The organism is Mycobacterium sp. (assembly GCF_025933915.1).
Classification (GTDB): domain Bacteria; phylum Actinomycetota; class Actinomycetes; order Mycobacteriales; family Mycobacteriaceae; genus Mycobacterium.
On the sequence record NZ_JAICZA010000109.1, the window covers coordinates 1 to 15,921 of the forward strand.

Annotated in this window: 15 protein-coding genes and 1 tRNA gene; 7 read left to right on the forward strand and 9 right to left on the reverse strand. The window is 67.5% G+C overall.

Features of this window, described 5'->3' with window-relative positions:
• Both Q0W90_RS16845 and Q0W90_RS16850 read left to right on the forward strand, forming a co-directional pair.
• The coding region (locus tag Q0W90_RS16845; RefSeq protein WP_297775324.1) for a glycosyltransferase family 1 protein at positions 1–1,070 on the forward strand (1,070 nt) is incomplete at its 5' end.
• Between the two features lie 10 nt (positions 1,071–1,080).
• Positions 1,081–1,773 (forward strand): demethylmenaquinone methyltransferase, encoded by a 693-nt coding sequence (locus Q0W90_RS16850; RefSeq protein WP_297775326.1) that lies wholly within the window; start codon positions 1,081–1,083, stop codon positions 1,771–1,773.
• 7 nt (positions 1,774–1,780) lie between these two features.
• On the opposite strand, the gene Q0W90_RS16855 is transcribed toward Q0W90_RS16850, so the two are convergent.
• Together Q0W90_RS16855 and menJ are read right to left on the reverse strand one after the other, a co-directional pair.
• Positions 1,781–2,185, reverse strand: a complete 405-nt coding sequence (locus tag Q0W90_RS16855; RefSeq protein WP_297597619.1) for a DUF732 domain-containing protein — start codon at positions 2,183–2,185, stop codon at positions 1,781–1,783.
• Between the two features lie 111 nt (positions 2,186–2,296).
• Positions 2,297–3,535, reverse strand: a complete 1,239-nt coding sequence (gene menJ / locus Q0W90_RS16860; protein WP_297597620.1) for a menaquinone reductase — start codon at positions 3,533–3,535, stop codon at positions 2,297–2,299.
• Positions 3,536–3,557: 22 nt separating this feature from the next.
• Here menJ and grcC1 point away from each other — a divergent pair, with 22 nt between their 5' ends.
• The 3 genes from grcC1 to Q0W90_RS16875 all read left to right on the forward strand — a co-directional run bounded on the left by grcC1 (position 3,558) and on the right by Q0W90_RS16875 (position 5,880).
• Entirely contained in the window at positions 3,558–4,574 is a 1,017-nt protein-coding gene (gene grcC1 / locus Q0W90_RS16865) for a nonaprenyl/(2E,6E)-farnesyl/geranylgeranyl diphosphat synthase (RefSeq protein ID WP_297597621.1), read from the forward strand.
• 97 nt (positions 4,575–4,671) lie between these two features.
• Entirely contained in the window at positions 4,672–5,535 is an 864-nt protein-coding gene (gene htpX / locus Q0W90_RS16870; protein ID WP_297597622.1) for a zinc metalloprotease HtpX, read from the forward strand.
• Positions 5,536–5,619: 84 nt separating this feature from the next.
• The gene (locus Q0W90_RS16875; RefSeq protein ID WP_297597623.1) at positions 5,620–5,880 is read left to right on the forward strand and encodes a helix-turn-helix transcriptional regulator; all 261 of its coding nucleotides are present in this window, start codon (positions 5,620–5,622) and stop codon (positions 5,878–5,880) included.
• Between the two features lie 92 nt (positions 5,881–5,972).
• Here the strand turns inward: Q0W90_RS16875 and Q0W90_RS16880 are convergent, their stop codons facing one another.
• The 4 genes from Q0W90_RS16880 to Q0W90_RS16895 all read right to left on the reverse strand — a co-directional run bounded on the left by Q0W90_RS16880 (position 5,973) and on the right by Q0W90_RS16895 (position 11,037).
• Entirely contained in the window at positions 5,973–7,511 is a 1,539-nt protein-coding gene (locus Q0W90_RS16880; RefSeq protein ID WP_297775329.1) for a SulP family inorganic anion transporter, read from the reverse strand.
• Positions 7,512–7,757: 246 nt separating this feature from the next.
• The gene (locus tag Q0W90_RS16885) at positions 7,758–8,783 is read right to left on the reverse strand and encodes an NAD(P)H-dependent glycerol-3-phosphate dehydrogenase (RefSeq protein WP_297597625.1); all 1,026 of its coding nucleotides are present in this window, start codon (positions 8,781–8,783) and stop codon (positions 7,758–7,760) included.
• Between the two features lie 59 nt (positions 8,784–8,842).
• On the reverse strand, positions 8,843–10,354 hold the full coding sequence (locus Q0W90_RS16890; protein ID WP_297700575.1) for an NAD(P)/FAD-dependent oxidoreductase: 1,512 nt from the start codon (positions 10,352–10,354) through the stop codon (positions 8,843–8,845).
• A 191-nt stretch (positions 10,355–10,545) separates the two neighbouring features.
• Entirely contained in the window at positions 10,546–11,037 is a 492-nt protein-coding gene (locus tag Q0W90_RS16895) for a YajQ family cyclic di-GMP-binding protein (protein ID WP_297597627.1), read from the reverse strand.
• A 69-nt stretch (positions 11,038–11,106) separates the two neighbouring features.
• On the opposite strand from Q0W90_RS16895, the gene Q0W90_RS16900 reads away from it, so the two are divergent.
• Positions 11,107–11,190: transfer RNA gene (locus Q0W90_RS16900), tRNA-Tyr, on the forward strand.
• Between the two features lie 401 nt (positions 11,191–11,591).
• The gene (locus Q0W90_RS16905) at positions 11,592–11,801 is read left to right on the forward strand and encodes a hypothetical protein (protein ID WP_297597628.1); all 210 of its coding nucleotides are present in this window, start codon (positions 11,592–11,594) and stop codon (positions 11,799–11,801) included.
• Between the two features lie 273 nt (positions 11,802–12,074).
• On the opposite strand, the gene Q0W90_RS16910 is transcribed toward Q0W90_RS16905, so the two are convergent.
• From Q0W90_RS16910 to Q0W90_RS16920, 3 genes are all read right to left on the reverse strand, one after another.
• Positions 12,075–13,388, reverse strand: coding sequence for a hypothetical protein (locus Q0W90_RS16910; RefSeq protein WP_297775331.1), 1,314 nt, complete (start codon positions 13,386–13,388; stop codon positions 12,075–12,077).
• 202 nt (positions 13,389–13,590) lie between these two features.
• On the reverse strand, positions 13,591–14,820 hold the full coding sequence (locus Q0W90_RS16915; RefSeq protein WP_297597631.1) for a cytochrome P450: 1,230 nt from the start codon (positions 14,818–14,820) through the stop codon (positions 13,591–13,593).
• Between the two features lie 174 nt (positions 14,821–14,994).
• The gene (locus tag Q0W90_RS16920; RefSeq protein ID WP_297597633.1) at positions 14,995–15,882 is read right to left on the reverse strand and encodes an NYN domain-containing protein; all 888 of its coding nucleotides are present in this window, start codon (positions 15,880–15,882) and stop codon (positions 14,995–14,997) included.
• Positions 15,883–15,921: the final 39 nt, after the last annotated feature.

Genomic DNA, 15,921 nt, shown 5'->3' on the forward strand with positions numbered 1-15,921 from the left:
CGGGCCACGAAGCCCTCCTCATCGCCCCCGACACGCCTCCCGGTGAACCCCGGGCGGAGCGCGTTCACGACGGCATCCGCGTTCACCGGGTGCCGGCGCGGATGTTTCCGAGGGTGACCACTCTGCCGCTCGGCGTGCCGACGCCCCGGCTGGTGAGCGTGCTGCGCGGATTCGACCCCCACGTCGTGCATCTGGCGTCGCCGGCGCTGCTGGGCTACGGCGGGCTACGCGCGGCGCGGTGGCTGGGGGTGCCGACGGTCGCGGTGTATCAAACCGACGTTCCGGGTTTCGCCGCGAGCTACGGCATTCCGATGACGGCACGGGCCGCGTGGGCCTGGTTCCGTCATCTGCACGGCCTCGCCGACCGCACCCTGGCGCCGTCCAGTGTGACGATGGAAGCGCTTGTCGCCCACCAGTTTCCACGGGTACACCGGTGGGCTCGCGGTGTCGACGTACTGCGGTTTGCGCCATCGGCGCGCAACGAGGCGCTGCGGCGACGGTGGTCGCCGCACGGTAAGCCCATCGTCGGGTTCGTGGGCCGGCTCGCGCCCGAGAAACACGTCGAGCGACTCATCGGGCTGGCCGCCGGCGACGCCGTACAGCTCGTCATCGTGGGCGACGGTGTCGACCACGACAGGCTGCAATCGGCAATGCCGACAGCGGTTTTCACGGGTGCGCTCTACGGCGACGAGCTCGCCGCGGCGTACGCCAGCATGGACGTGTTCGTGCATCCCGGTGAGCACGAGACGTTTTGTCAGGTCGTGCAGGAAGCGCTGGCGTCGGGGTTGCCGGTCATCGCCCCCGACGCCGGCGGCCCACGTGACCTCGTCACTCCGTGGCGTACGGGTCTGCTGTTGGGGGTCAACGAGTTCGAGGCGCGGCTGCCCGAGGCCGTCGCGCACCTGGTCGCCGAGCGGCCGCGCTACGCGCCGGCCGCCCGGCGCAGCGTGATCGGCCGCAGCTGGCCGGTCATCTGTGACGAATTGCTCGGCCACTACGAGGCGGTGCTGTCGCCGTTCGCCCGGCGGCGCCTGACCCCGCTACGTGGCCCGCATCGTCGCCGCGCGTAGCGTCTTGCGCGTGAGCCGCGCGGAGTTGGACAAGGACCCCCGGGCCGTCGCGTCGATGTTCGACGGCGTCGCCCGCCGGTACGACCTGACCAACACCGTGCTGTCGTTGGGCCAGGACCGGTACTGGCGCAAGGCCACCCGTTCGGCGCTGGAGATCGGGCCCGGTCAGCGGGTACTCGACCTCGCCGCGGGCACCGCGGTGTCCACCGTCGAGTTGAGGAAGTCCGGGGCGTGGTGTGTGGCCGCCGATTTCTCGGTCGGCATGCTGGCGGCGGGCGCCGGGCGCAAGGTACCGAAAGTCGCCGGCGATGCCACCAGGCTGCCGTTCGGCGATAACGTATTCGACGCTGTCACAATCAGTTTCGGCCTGCGCAACGTCGTCGACACCCTGGCCGCGCTGCGCGAGATGGCCCGCGTCACCCGCCCGGGCGGACGACTGGTGGTGTGCGAGTTCTCCACCCCCACCAACGGCCTGTTCGCCACCGTCTACAAGGAGTACCTGATGCGGGCGCTGCCGCGGGCGGCCCGGGCGGTGTCCAGCAACCCCGAGGCCTACGTGTACCTCGCGGAATCCATCAGGGCGTGGCCCGACCAGGAGGGGTTGGCGCAGCAGATAACCCAGGCCGGTTGGGTCGGGGTGCGATGGCGCAACCTGACCGGCGGCATCGTCGCCTTACACGCCGGGCACATGCCCGTGCGCTGAAAAAGTTCTAGTGGTTACCGGCCGCTTGGACGACGTCGACGTGCTCCGGGCAGTAGTGGTCGACCGCGGCGCCGAGGAACTGCAGCGACTGGCCCTCGGAGGTGCCACGCGGCAGGTTGCGCTGGATGAAAGTCGCGGACTGGTGGGCGTCGTGGTCGACACCATGGTCCAGCCGGTCGCAGGTGATCTTGCCCAGCCACGCCAGTTGGTCCTGCGGCTGGTAGATGCCGAAGCCGTTGACGGTGCTCTTGAACGGCGCGTCGTAGTCGCTCGGGGGCGACGGCGTCCGCGGCGTCGGGTAGGGGGGGTCGGCCTGAGCCGGCACGGAGAGCTCTGCCGGCGCGGCGAGCGCGGCCAGCGAGATAGCAGCAGCAGCGACGGCTCCGATAGTAGCCAGCCTCGTTCCCTTCATTAGCCGGACTATACACGCCGCGCCGGGGGCGTGCCGACAAACGGCGGCCGCCGATCGACGGCCCCATCGAGCCCGCCGCACCCGCCGACCAGCGGCGATGCGGGCACCCGGTCAGCTGAACGGTGTTCGGCGATCGATCAGCCGCGACAGCCGGCCACCGCCCCGCCAGGCGCGCGCCACCCAGTCCGCGTCGTCGTCGGTGACCAGGTTCGCCATCACCCGCACGGCGATGGTCATCAGCGTCGTCGAGCGCATCGCGATCGGCCCGGTCGTGGGCAGGAATCGCTGAAAGGTCAGCAGCAGCGCCAGCCTGCGCGCCACCGAGAACCCGCGGCCGTAGTGCTGCCGCAGGAGGGAAGGCCACGCCTGCGACAGGTCGGGACAATCCAGCAGCGCCGCGGCCATCCGCCCCGTCTCGAGGCCGTAGTCGATGCCTTCGCCGTTGAGCGGGTTCACGCACGCCGCGGCGTCGCCGATCAGCATCCAGTTGGGGCCGGCCACCCCGGACACCGCACCGCCCATCGGCAGCAGCGCCGAGGCCACCGCCCGGGGTGAGCCGGTGAAGGCCCACTCGTCGCGGCGCAGGTCGGTGTAGTAGTCGATCAGCAACCGCAGCGCCAGATCCGCGGGCCGTTTCGACGTCGAGAGTGCTCCGACGCCGATATTCACCTCGCCGTTGCCGAGCGGAAAAATCCAGCCGTAGCCGGGCAACACTTTGTCCTTGGAGCCGTCGGGTCCGCGGAGCTCCAGATGCGACGTCAGCCAGGGGTCGTCGGCCCGTGGCGTGCTCAGATATCCGCGGGCGGCGACGCCGTACACCGTTTCCTGGTGCCACCGCCGGCCCAGCTTGCGCCCCAGTGACGAACGGGCACCGTCGGCCACGATCAACTGGCGGCACCCCACGTCGGTGCCGTCGGCCAATGTCAGCGACGTCACCCGTCCCGATGAGTCATGTTGCACGCCAACAGCTTTGGTTCCGAGCAGCATCCGCGCCCCGGAATCCTCGGCGACTCTGCGGATCCGGTCGTCCAGCTCGAAGCGGGCCACCGCGCTGCCGGTGGACGGGAACGACGGGCCGGGCCAGTCCACTTCCACCTCGCCGCCGAACCCGCTCATCCGCAGCCCCCGGTGCCGGATGCGGGCGTCCAGCCAGTCCCCGAGCCCGAGGCGTTCGCACTCGGCGACCGCGCGCGGGGTCAGCCCGTCACCGCAGGCCTTGTCGCGGGGAAAGCCCGCCGAATCGATGACCAGGACCTCGTTGCCCGCCCGGGCGGCCCAGGCCGCCGCCGCCGAACCGGCCGGTCCGGCGCCCACGACCACCACGTGGGCTCGGGTCGCTCCCGTCTTCATGCACACCAGTATGTTTGGTCCCGTGAATACTCCGGCGACGGTGGTGGCGGGCGTTGATCTCGGTGACGCGGCCTTCGCGGCGACCGTGCGCGACGGTGTCGGGCGAATCGAGCAGCTCATGGACACGGAACTGCGCAGCGCCGACGAAATCATGACCGAGTCGCTGACCCATCTGTTCAAGGCCGGCGGCAAGCGTTTCCGGCCGCTGTTCACGGTGCTGTCGGCGCAGCTCGGGCCCGATCCCGACGCCGCGGATGTGACGATCGCCGGCGCCGTCATCGAGCTGGTGCACCTGGCCACGCTGTATCACGACGACGTGATGGATGAGGCGGAGGTGCGTCGCGGCACGCCCACCGCCAACGTGCGCTGGGGCAACAACGTCGCGATCCTGGCCGGGGACTATCTGTTCGCCACCGCGTCGCGGTTGGTGTCCCGGCTGGGTCCCGAGGCGGTGCGGCTCATCGCCGAGACGTTCGCCCAGCTGGTGACCGGGCAGATGCGCGAGACCCGCGGCCTGACGGGGGCGGCCGAGGGGGCGGACCCGATCGAGCACTACCTGAAGGTGGTCTACGAGAAGACCGCGTGCCTGATCGCCGCGGCGGGCCGGTTCGGCGCGATGTTCTCGGGCGCCGACGCCGATCAGGTGGAGCGGCTGAGCCGCCTCGGCGGCATCGTGGGCACCGCTTTTCAGATCTCCGACGACATCATCGACATCGGCAGCGACTCCCGCGAGTCCGGGAAGCTGCCCGGCACCGACGTGCGCGAGGGGGTGCACACCTTGCCGATGGTGTACGCGCTGCGCGAACCCGGGCCCGACGCGGCGCGGCTGCGCGAGCTGCTGGTCGGGCCCATCGACGACGACGAGATGGTGGCCGAGGCGCTGGCGCTGCTGCGGGCCTCGGCGGGCATGGCCAAGGCCAAGCAGTCCCTGCAGGAATACGCGGCGCAGGCACGTCAAGAGCTGGCGCTGCTGCCCGACGTCCCCGGCCGGCACGCGCTGCGGACGCTGGTCGACTACACCATCAGCCGGCACGGCTAGCGGGTCGCGGAACTCCTTAGGCCGTCTCGGGCGTTCAATAGTCGACAATGAACGTAGTGTTCCGGAGTGTGCTCGCCTATGTCTCAGGAGGACACCGATGACCTGGCATCCGCACACCAACAGGCTCAAGACTTTCGCCCTGTTGGTCGGCATGTCTGCGTTGATCGTGTTCGTGGGCTCGCTGTTCGGCAGGACCGCGATGTTCATCGCGGTGCTGTTCGCCATCGGCATGAACGTCTACACGTACTACAACAGCGACAAGCTGGCGCTGCGGGCGATGCATGCGCAGCCGGTCTCCGAGCTACAGGCGCCGGCGATGTATCGGATCGTTCGTGAGTTGGCCACCGCCGCGCACCAGCCGATGCCCCGGCTCTACATCAGCGACACCAACGCGCCCAACGCGTTCGCGACCGGCCGCAATCCGCGCAACGCCGCGGTGTGTTGCACCACCGGCATTGTGGGCATCCTCAACGAGCGCGAGCTGCGTGCCGTGCTGGGACACGAGCTGTCGCATGTCTACAACCGCGACATCCTGATCTCGTGCGTCGCCGGTGCGATGGCGTCGGTGATCACCGCCCTGGCCAACATGGCGATGTTCGCCGGCATGTTCGGCGGTAGCAACCGCGATGGCCAGAATCCCTTTGCGCTGCTGCTGGTTTCGTTGCTGGGCCCGATCGCCGCGACGGTCGTGCGCCTCGCGGTGTCCCGGTCGCGCGAATACCAGGCGGACGAATCGGGCGCGGTGTTGACCGGTGACCCGCTGGCCCTGGCGTCGGCCCTGCGCAAGATCTCCGGCGGGGTTGAGGCGGCTCCGCTTCCGCCGGAGCCCCAGCTGGCCAGTCAGGCACACCTGATGATCGCCAGCCCGTTTCGGGCGGGCGAGCGGATCGGGTCGCTGTTTTCGACGCACCCGCCGATCGAGGACCGCATCCGCCGGCTGGAGCAGATGGCCGGGCGTTAGGGAACGGCAGTAATACGCCGCGTGCACACCGCCCAAACCGCAAGTAACATCGGAGTTAGCTGCAGTCCTTTGGGCTGGCCGTTCATGAAAGCGGTGATTGCGATGTCGGACTCTGACTCGATCGATATTCACGAAGCCGGGCTGGCACTGAATCTGCCCGATTTGATTTTCGAAACACGTGCCGGTGCCAATATGAACCAGGACCAGCTGGCGCAGGCACTTGGCACCACCCGGGAGGCCGTCGCCGCGTGGGAGAGCGGGGCCGAGGTGCCGCGCGTCGACGTACTGCAGCGCCTGGCACAGGTTTGCGGCAAGCGGCTGCATATCAGGATCGACGTCGACTGACCGACCGGGCATTGCGCAGCGCTATCAGATTCGGCGCACGCCATCTGCTCTGCAAAGCCGCGTCGCCGCAGGGCAACCCGCTGGCCGCGCAATTACGCGGCGGCCCCCGGGCTTTGCACGTCGACGAGCGGTTCGTCCGCGTCGTGTTGAGCCTTCTGGACCACACGCTGGATGTGAACCGCCCCGCCCGTCGCCTCATGCTGTAGCTGCCAGTCGGTAATCGCTTGGTGCGCAGCGTGATCGAGGTGGTGCACCGAAATTGCCACCGTCACCGTCGCGCCCTGCGGAACCGATGTCAGTACCCGCGTCAGCCTTGGCAGCGCCAGGAAGGTGCAGGCCGCGCCCTCGATGACCACCCGCCATTCGCCGGCGCCCGGCTGCGCCTCGATCTTGGCCCGGATCACCCGCCATCCGGTCAGCGCGATGGCCAGCGCGAGCCCGATCAGCACCCCGTGCAGCAGGTTGAGGAAGATGACGCTGACGGCCGTCACCACGTACACCGTGAGATCGCCGTGCTTCATTGCGGTTTCGATGTGGGCGGGCTTCAGCAGCTGAATGCCGATGACGATGAGCAGACCGGCCAGCGCGGCGGTGGGGATCTCTTCGACCAGGCCGGCGAACGGAATGCTGAACAACAGGATCCAGACGCCGTGCATGATCGCCGAGGCACGGGATTTGGCGCCCGCGTACACATTTGTCGAGCTGCGGACGATGACCCCGGTGATCGGCAGCCCTCCGACGGTGCCCGAGATGACGTTGGCGGCCCCCTGCCCCACCAGCTCGCGGTTGAAGTCGGTGCGTGGCCCGTTGTGCATCCGGTCGACCGACACCGCTGACAGCAGGCTCTCGACGCTGGCGATGAGCGCGACGGTGATCACCCCGATGGTGAACGCGCCCCAGTTGCCGTGGGGAAGGTCGGGTAGCCGCAGCGCGTCCAGCGGTGACCCCTCGAGGTCGATCCGGCGCACGTGGAACGGGAGGACAACCGACATCACCGTCACCGCGACGATCGCCACCAGGGGACCCGGAACGCGGCGCACGTTGGCGGGCATCCACCGCCAGGCGACCAGGATGACGATCACCAGAACGCCCAGGATCAAACCCGGCCGGTGCGCACCGATGATTTGGCCCGGCAGGCCGATGAGGTTGTGCCAGGCCGTGCTCTTGGACTTTCCGCCCAGCAACACGTGCGCCTGCTGTAGGGCGATGGTGATGCCGATGCCGGCCAGCATGGCGTGCACGACGACCGGTGAAATCGCAAGGGCGGCACGCGCGACGCGGCTGAGCCCCAGCAGGACTTGCACGACGCCGGCGGCAACGGTGATCAAACACGTGACGCCCCAACCAAATTCAGAAATCAGATCGGCTACGACGACGGTCAGCCCCGCGGCGGGGCCACTGACTTGCAGCGGGGATCCGCCCAAGGCGCCGACCACGATGCCCCCGACGACCGCGGCGATCAGGCCGGCAAGCACCGGGGCGCCCGACGCGATCGCGATCCCCAATGACAGGGGAAGCGCGACCAGGAAAACCACCAGCGAAGACGGCAGGTCATGCCGGATGATTCCGCGCAACCGGTCGGCGTGCGGACCGATGCGGCCCCGATCGCCGACCTGCTCAAGGTTTTGCATCGGTCCCGTCCCTCGTTGGGTGTTAGCGGGGGATGTTCCGATATCCGCCCAATCCTGCGGTCAGTTACACCTTCGTAACGTGTTGGCGTACAGAGGATTACAACCGGATGACCCGTAGGAGCGCACCCGCAAAACCACTGGCTACCTGGGTCTGACGGTATTTTGCTGGCAAGGACGGGTCAAGCCGACGCGACCGGCCCATAGAGAACGCAAAGATTTGAATTTGCCGAGCGCGAGACGCCCAGGTCAGAAGCCAGAGCCGTACACCTCGTGGCCGGGGACCTCGGCGATCAGGCCCCGGTAGGCCTCCTCGACGGACGAGCCGTGGTTGATCACCGCGTCGACTTCACGGGCGATCGGCATGGTGAGGCCGAACTCGTTGGCGAATTCCATGATCACGCTGGCGGCTTTGACACCCTCGGCGACCTGGTTCATCGACGCGATGATCTCGTCGATCGGCTTGCCCGCCCCCAGCTGTTCACCGACGTGACGGTTACGGCTGCGCTGGCTGGTACAGGTGACGATGAGGTCGCCCAGGCCGGCCAGCCCCGGGAAGGTATCCGGATCGCCGCCGACCGCGACGCCCAGCTTCGTCATTTCGCGCAACGCGCGGGCGATCACCAGCGCGCGGGTGTTTTCGCCGATGCCCAGCGAGTACCCCATGCCCACGGCGATGGCGAACACATTTTTGAGCGCCCCGGCCATTTCCGCCCCGATGACGTCGTCGGTCGTGTACACGCGGAAGCGCCGGGTGCGGAACAGGCCCGAGAGCCGCGTCGCCAGATGTTGGTCGGGCATGGCCAGCACCGCGGCGGCGGCGTAACCCTCGGCCACCTCGCGCGCGATGTTCGGCCCGGCGAGGATGCCCGCGGGGTGCCCCGGCAGCACCTCCTCGACGATCTGCGACATCCGCATGTTGGTGCCCTGCTCGAGCCCTTTGACCAGCGACACCACCGGCACCCACGGCCGCAGTTCCTTGGCCAGCTCCGTGAGCACCCCGCGGAAGCCGTGCGAGGGGACGCCCATGACGACGACGTCGGCCGAGTTCGCCGCCTCGGCGAAGTCGGTGGTCGCGCGCAGTGTGTCGCTGAGGATGACGTCGTTGCCGAGGTAGCGGCTGTTGCGGTGGTTGTCGTTGATGTCGGTGGCGGTCTCCTCGGAGCGCACCCACTGCAGCGTCGGCCCGCGGCGCGCGCAGATTGAGGCCACGGTGGTGCCCCAGGAACCGCCACCGAGGACAACGACTTCGGGTTCGCGCTTCTCAGATGCCATGGCGATCAGCGTATTGCCGACATCTGAGATTTAGAAGCAGTTCACGAACTCCCGCGCGCCTACCCGGCCAGGGGCTCCCGCTCGGCGACCCGGCCGAACACCATCGCCTCTTCGACGCGGTCGAACCGGTAGTCGATCGCGTCGGCGAGATAGTTCTGCCGCACGTTCCAGGGCCGCTTGGTGCCCGACTTCGGCAGCGCGTGCACCGAGCGCAACACGTAGCCGGCGTTGATGTCCCACGACGGCTTCTCGGTCATCGGCTCGTTGCCTCGGTGCGGGGCGGCGTGCGTATAGCCGTGAGAGGTCATGTGTTCCATGAGTTTTGCCGTTGCCCGGGCGGTGATGTCGGCCCGCAGCGTCCACGACGCGTTGGTGTAGCCGACACACCAGAACAGGTTCGGCACGTCTTCGAGCATGTGCGCTTTGTAGACGAAGCGGTCGCTGGTCTTGATCTCGTTGCCGTCCAGGCTGATCGTGGCGCCGCCGAGCGCCTGCAGCTGCAGGCCGGTGGCGGTGACGATGACGTCGGCGTCGAGGTGCCCGCCGGATTTGAGCGCGATGCCCGTGGCGTCGAAATGCTCGATGTGGTCGGTGACCACGTCCGCACGCCCGGAGGTGATGGCCTCGTACAGGTCGGCGTCGGGGATCAGGCACATCCGCTGGTCCCACGGGTTGTATCGCGGCTTGAAGTGGGTGTCGACGTCGTACCCGGGCGGCAGGCTGTTGATCGCCTTGCGCCGCAGCAGCCATCGCACCAGCCCCGGCGCCTTGCGGGACAACGCGAAGAACACCGCCTCGGTCAACGCGCTGTACATGCGGACGACGAGATGAGCGATCTTGCGGGGCAGCAGTTTTCGAGAGACAGCGGCGACGGTGCCGTACTTGGACGCCGAAATGAGATAGGTGGGCGAGCGCTGCAGCATCGTCACCTGGGCCGCGCGGTCCGACAGCGACGGCAGCAGCGTCACCGCGGTCGCCCCGCTGCCGATCACCACGACCTTCTTGCCGGCGTAGTCGAGGTCTTCGGGCCAGTGCTGGGGGTGCACCACCGTGCCCTGGAACTCTTCGATGCCCGGGAACTCAGGGGTGTAGCCCTCGTCGTAGTTGTAATAGCCACTGCCGAAGAACACGAAGCGACCGCGGTAGAGCTTGCGTGCCCCGTCCTGCTCGATGGTGACCGTCCAGGTATCGGTCGAGGAGTCCCAGTCCGCCGAGCGCACGTAGCTGTTGAACCGGATGTGGCGGTCGATGCCGTACTTGCGCGCGGTGGCGCTCAGGTACTCGCGGATGTGCACCCCGTCGGCCACGCCCTCTTTGCGGGTCCACGGCTCGAACGGGAAGGACAGCGTGAAGATGCTGCTGTCGGAGCGCACCCCCGGATAGCGGAACAGGTCCCACGTCCCGCCGATCTGGGCGCGCCGCTCCAGGATGGTGTACGTCAGTTGCGGATTGCGTTCGGTGATCCGGTAGGCCGCGTCGATGCCGGAGATGCCGGCGCCGACGATGATGACGTCGAAGTAGTCGGCCTCGGTCGCGCCGTCGCCGGCGGCCTCCTGGGGAGTCACGGTCATCGTGAACCTCGCTCAAATCGTGGGACTCGTCACCAGCGTAGAGACCCACCGGTTGGTTGAGCTAGTAACCGGCGAAACCGGGTCACATTGCGCCGACCGGGGCGCACTGTGGGCCGCGAGTGTAACCCCACTGCGAAAAAATGCGCCGGAAATCGCCGTGCCGTTACGCTCGCGGCCTCGCGCCCCGAGGATCAGCGGTAGTTGACGAACTGCAGCGCCACGTCCAGGTCGGCCTGCTTCAGCATCGCTTGGACTGCCTGCAGATCGTCCCGCTTTTTGCTGGTGACCCGGATTTCGTCGCCCTGGATCTGGGTCTTGACGGACTTGGGTCCGTCGTCGCGGATCAGCTTGGTGATCTTCTTGGCGTTCTCGCTGGTGATGCCCTGCTTGAGCGACCCGCTGACCTTGTAGGTCTTGCCGGAGGCCTGCGGCTCGCCGGCGTCGAAGGCCTTCATGGAGATGTCGCGACGGATCAGCTTTTCCTTGAAGACGTCGACGGCCGCCTTGACGCGTTCTTCGGTGGACGACGTCAGCTCGATAGCCTCGTCGCCCTTCCAGGCGATGGTGGTGTCGGTGCCGCGAAAGTCGAACCGGGTGGCCAGCTCTTTGGCGGCCTGGTTGAGCGCATTGTCGACCTCTTGGCGATCCACTTTGCTGACGATGTCGAACGATGAGTCCGCCATGCGTTCTGTCCCTTCATCCGGTGATAGGCGTTTGTGCTTTGTCTACTCGCTCGTTGTAACCTGTCTGGCGGCAGGTTGCCCGAGCGGCCAATGGGAGCGGACTGTAAATCCGTCGCGAAAGCTTCACTGGTTCGAATCCAGTACCTGCCACCACAATTTTTGCAGGTCAATGCGCATTTTCGGTACCGTGGAGGATGCCCGCAACCTACCGTCCGGCCGGTGCGGGCACGCTGGCAGTCCGTGACCCGTGAGTTTTCGGTTTGCTCGGCGCGTCGCTCGCGCGCTGCCAGTTGCTTCGCCGAGGGACGTTCGCCGGCCGACCGGTTCCTCCGTCCGTCGTAGGCCTCAGTGAGCAGCTTGAGCCATACCCGCTGATCGTGCCGTTGACGGCGGTGTGTGTCAGCACACCCCTGATCGCGCCACCCGGGGCTGGCGATGGCGCTGTGCGACACGTGCGCAATTTCTACGACATTAGTTGTAAAAATTTGCGCCAAACCGGTGTGGCGGGTGCCGGTGCGGGTACCGTTGTAGGAGCGCGATTCCTAGGGGGCGACATGTCCATTAGTCCCGCCACCATCTCATCACTCCGCGAGTGCCGTGCGGCACTGAGCACCGCGCGCGAATCGGCCCTCAGCGCGCAGACCGACCTGGCCGGTGTCCGCAAGGCTCGTGCCGCCGAGTTGGCCGAGAAGATCGCCGATGCCATCGCTTTCGTTGACCGGCTTTGCTTCGTCGTCCAAAGCGACCTACGCGCCGGACAGTGAGGTTTGACCATGAATGACCTCGCCACAAGACTTTTCACATCAAGACCACCACCGGCGTCAGGGCAGTGACCAAGCAGGGCACCCTCTCGGTTCGACTCCTCCAACCCATCGACCGGGAGGGTGTCCCTTGCCGTACCGCTGGTCCGCTCGGCGGGTCAGGCGCGACGCGGGACCATCAGCGGCACAAGCGGTTCCAGGGCCGCGAGTTGGTCCACCAGTAGCGGCGGGCGCCGGCCGTCAGCCCCCTCATTCGGTCGTGGGCCGATTCGGACGTCAGAACCAGGGCCCGGGGTAGTGGCCGTCCCGGTCTTGCACCATGACGATCTCCTTGCACTCGCCGTTGGACGACGGCGCGGTCTCACCACGGCACACCAGTGTCCATCCGGATATCCGCTCGAACGGGCGGATCGACCAGCTGGACGCGACGGGATCCGTTCGGGGCAGGGCGATTACCGAGAACGTCCCGCCGCCGGCGATGTAGAGGTGGTCTTCGAAGAACGCCAGTTTGGAAATCGACAGCTTGTTGGCGTCGTCCCGATTTTTCAGGAGGTCCCACTGTTGGCTGCGCAGATTCCACACCCCGAAGCCGAACGAGGGATTGTCCGAATTGTGACCGTCGACAAGCAGTTTCCCGCCGGAAAGCGCCGCGGTCAGCCCGCCACCGGGAATCCGATCCGAATCGCCGATTTTGATGATGGACTTTGCGTTGAGGTCATAGAACATCGTCGACACCGCGGGGGAGTCGTGCGGATCCCGGTGGGTGAGCTTCACCAATTTGTTTGGGCCGTCGGTCAGCTCGGCGTCCACGGACTGCACGTCGTTGTCCTGATAGATTGCTTCGCCGCTGGGCCTGCGCAGCTCGGCCCCCGAGGTCTTGGGAGGCTCGGTGTCGCGTGGAAACGCAAGAACGTCCTGCCAGACCCGGCCGGGCTGGGGATCGTCCCACATGATCGACAGGTCGGCGCCGGAGAGGACCACGGTTCGAGGCGGCGATGCGGGCGCGTGGCCGTCGGTGAAGGCGTTCACCCACGCCACGCCCGAGGCGGTCGAGGCCAGTCCCCATTCCCTCGGGGCGGCCAACTTCAGGTCGGGGGACGGCGGCCGCAGTTCTTTGACGGCGACCTGCCGCCCCGACGCCCAGTCGTAGGAATACGCGGTGGCTGTGGAGATTTCGGGCGCCGGTGCCTGCGCCGGTTTGACGGTCGTGACCACGTACACGACCTTCATGTCGTCGGCGCTGCCGGTCGGCGCGCACAGGGCGCCGGTGAGGTTTTCGCCGGGGGGCACCGCAGGGATGGCGGGGGCGACGTATTGTCCGGTTTTCGGGTCGAAGATTTTCGGCCGAATGTCCTCGAGCGCGGATTTGCCGGCCGAAAAGGTCTGCGGGCAACCGAAATACGCCGTGCCGCCGTAGCTTTTCCAGTCCTTTTCCAGCGGGCCGGTGACCGGGGCGGGCCCGGCCGCCGCGTGGGTACTGGTTTTCGACGCCGACGTCGGGGCGGTGGGGGTGAGCGGGGGCGCCGACACGGTTTCCGAGCAGGACGCCAGGACCAGGCAGGCGACCGCCGGTCCCCAGGTTGCACGCATCGAAAACCCCCATGAAGTTCGCGTAACCCCAGGAGCGTAAAGCCGACCCGACGCCGCCGCGACTCGGCGGACCACCCAGGATTGCCGCGGCGTGGTCGCCTTGGGGGCGTGAAGCCGTGGGCGCACAGTCAAAGCCGTGGACTCCCATTCGAATCAATGAGCGCACACTCGACGCCGGGAGCGCACAACCAACGCTCGAAAGCTAGCGGTCGAACTCCAGGGGCAAGCTCAGCGGGCCGCTCAGGGTCCCCATCGGCTTCCACGGCGCCGGTCCGGCGATGCGTGGATTGCGCAGGCGGCCGGTCAAGACGGTCAGCGCCTCCGCGATTTCGCGCCTGGCCAGGTTGGCGCCGAGGCAGTAATGCGCGCCGCCGCCGAACGTCAGGATGGGCGGGGCGCCCTCGCGGGTGATGTCGACGCGGTCCGGGTCGTCGTAGACGGCGGGGTCACGGTTCGCCGCGCCGGTGTTCACCAGGACCATCGTGCCGGCGGGGAACACGTAGCCGTCGACGTCGGCGTCTTGGGCCACCAGCCGCAGCGTCCCGCACACGATCGGCGAGTGACGCATGGTCTCCTCGACGGCACGCATCGCCAGCTCGGGCCGCCGGCGCAAGAGCTCCCACTGCTGGCGATGCTGGCACAGCAGGTGCACCGAGGCGGCGACCTGGTTGCGGGTGGTGTCCGTGCCCGCCAGCAGCAGCCCCCCGGCGAGCATGCGCAGTTCGGCCGCGTCGAGGCGATCGCCTTCGTCCTCGGCGCGGATCAGGTCGGACAGCAGGTCATCGGTCAGACTGTGCCGGCGACGGGCGACCATCTCGTCGACGTAGGCGTCGAGCTGGTGCCATGCGCGCATCACGACGGGCTCGACCTCGGTCAGATCGACGGTGAAGCTGAAGGCCTTGAAGACGTCGTCCGCCCACAGGGAGAACTGTTGCCAGTCCTCGCGGGGCGCCCCGAGCAGCGCGCAGATGATCGGGACGGGATACGGGCGGGCGATATCGGTGACCACGTCACAGCGCCCGGCGCCGGCCACCCGGTCGACCAAGTCGTTCAGCACGCCGACCATGGTGTCGTGCAGGCGCAGGGTGGCCTTCGGCGTGAACGCCTTCGAGGTCAGGCTCCGCAGCCGGTGGTGCGCGGCGCCCTCGAGGCACAGCAGGCTGTTGACCACCTTGTCCCACAGCGGGCCCGAAGTGATGCCCTGGACAAGGAGATTCAGGCCGGGCGGGATCTGGAAACGCGTATCCCGCAGTACGGACCGGACCATGTGGTACGAGAGCACCTCGGGGCCGTGCGGTCCCAGCGCGACGGGGGCTTGGCGTTGCGCCTCTCGCAGCCGCGGGTAGACCTGCGCGGGCGTTTCGTCGTCGCGGTAGGACAGGGTGGGTAGATCGGCATCGAAAATGCTTGGGGGAGCGGCACCGACGGTCATGACGGTCTCCTCATCGATCCCCCGCCAGTTGCGGACGACTTTCAGACAATGTATGGCCACCGCAGGGGGCTGTCAACGACATCGGCGAACCAACCCGCCAACGAAGCGGCCGTTCGGCGAAAACGCCATACACACAGGAAGAAATGCATTGCCGCGACGGGTGCGCCGCGATGCTCAATCGTGCGCGCGCAGCCGCACCATCCGCGTCGTCGACGTCTCATCCAACTCGACGACATCCGACCGCGAACGCAGAAAATCACTGAATGACCGGAAACCCAAAGACTTTTCGCTGAACGAGGGATCCATGCGCCTCATCTGTGCCTTCACCGCGGAGTTGTGCAGCCAGTCGACGTCGTCTTTCTCCAAGCCGATCTGCAGCGCCCGAGTCAGCAACGCGGTGGCGGCGACTTGCACGTCGGGCGCCTCCGGCTCCTCGGGCTGAGCCGCCTTGGCGCGCCCGCCGCGTCGTTTCGGCGGGTCCGCCTCGGCCGGCGCGGGCTCGCGTTCGAGCACCGGAACCCCCGGCAGCGCGTCGTACACGACGAACTCCTCACAGGCCGCCGCCAGCGCCCGGCTCGACGCACCGGCCACCCCGATGCCCACCACATACCGGCCGAGCCTCTTGCAGCGCTGGGCCAACGGGATGTAGTCGGAGTCGCCGGCCACGATCACCACGTGGGTCAGGTCGGGCAGCCGGAACATGTCCTCGACCGCGTCGACGGCCAACCGGATGTCGGCGCCGTTCTTGCCGTAGGCGGCCGCGGGGAACAGCTGCACCAGATCGACCGCGCGAGCGACCAACTGCCCGCGGTACCCGGCGTTGATATCCGCCGACCAGTCCGCATAGGCGCGGGTGAGGACCAGGGTCCCGAACGACGATGCGAAGTCGAGGATCGCGCCGACGTCGACCGTCGCCCGGCCCAGCCGCTCGGAATACTGCTCGAGCCCCTTGGCTTTGTCCTTCTGAAACGAATTCCGCCCATGAATCTGGTCGTAGCGGGAGATCACGATGTTGTCGAAGTCGAGGTAGACGGCCACGCGGGCCGCAACCGGTTCGGTCATGCACTAGATCATTGCTCACTCGGCGGGCATTTGCCCCGA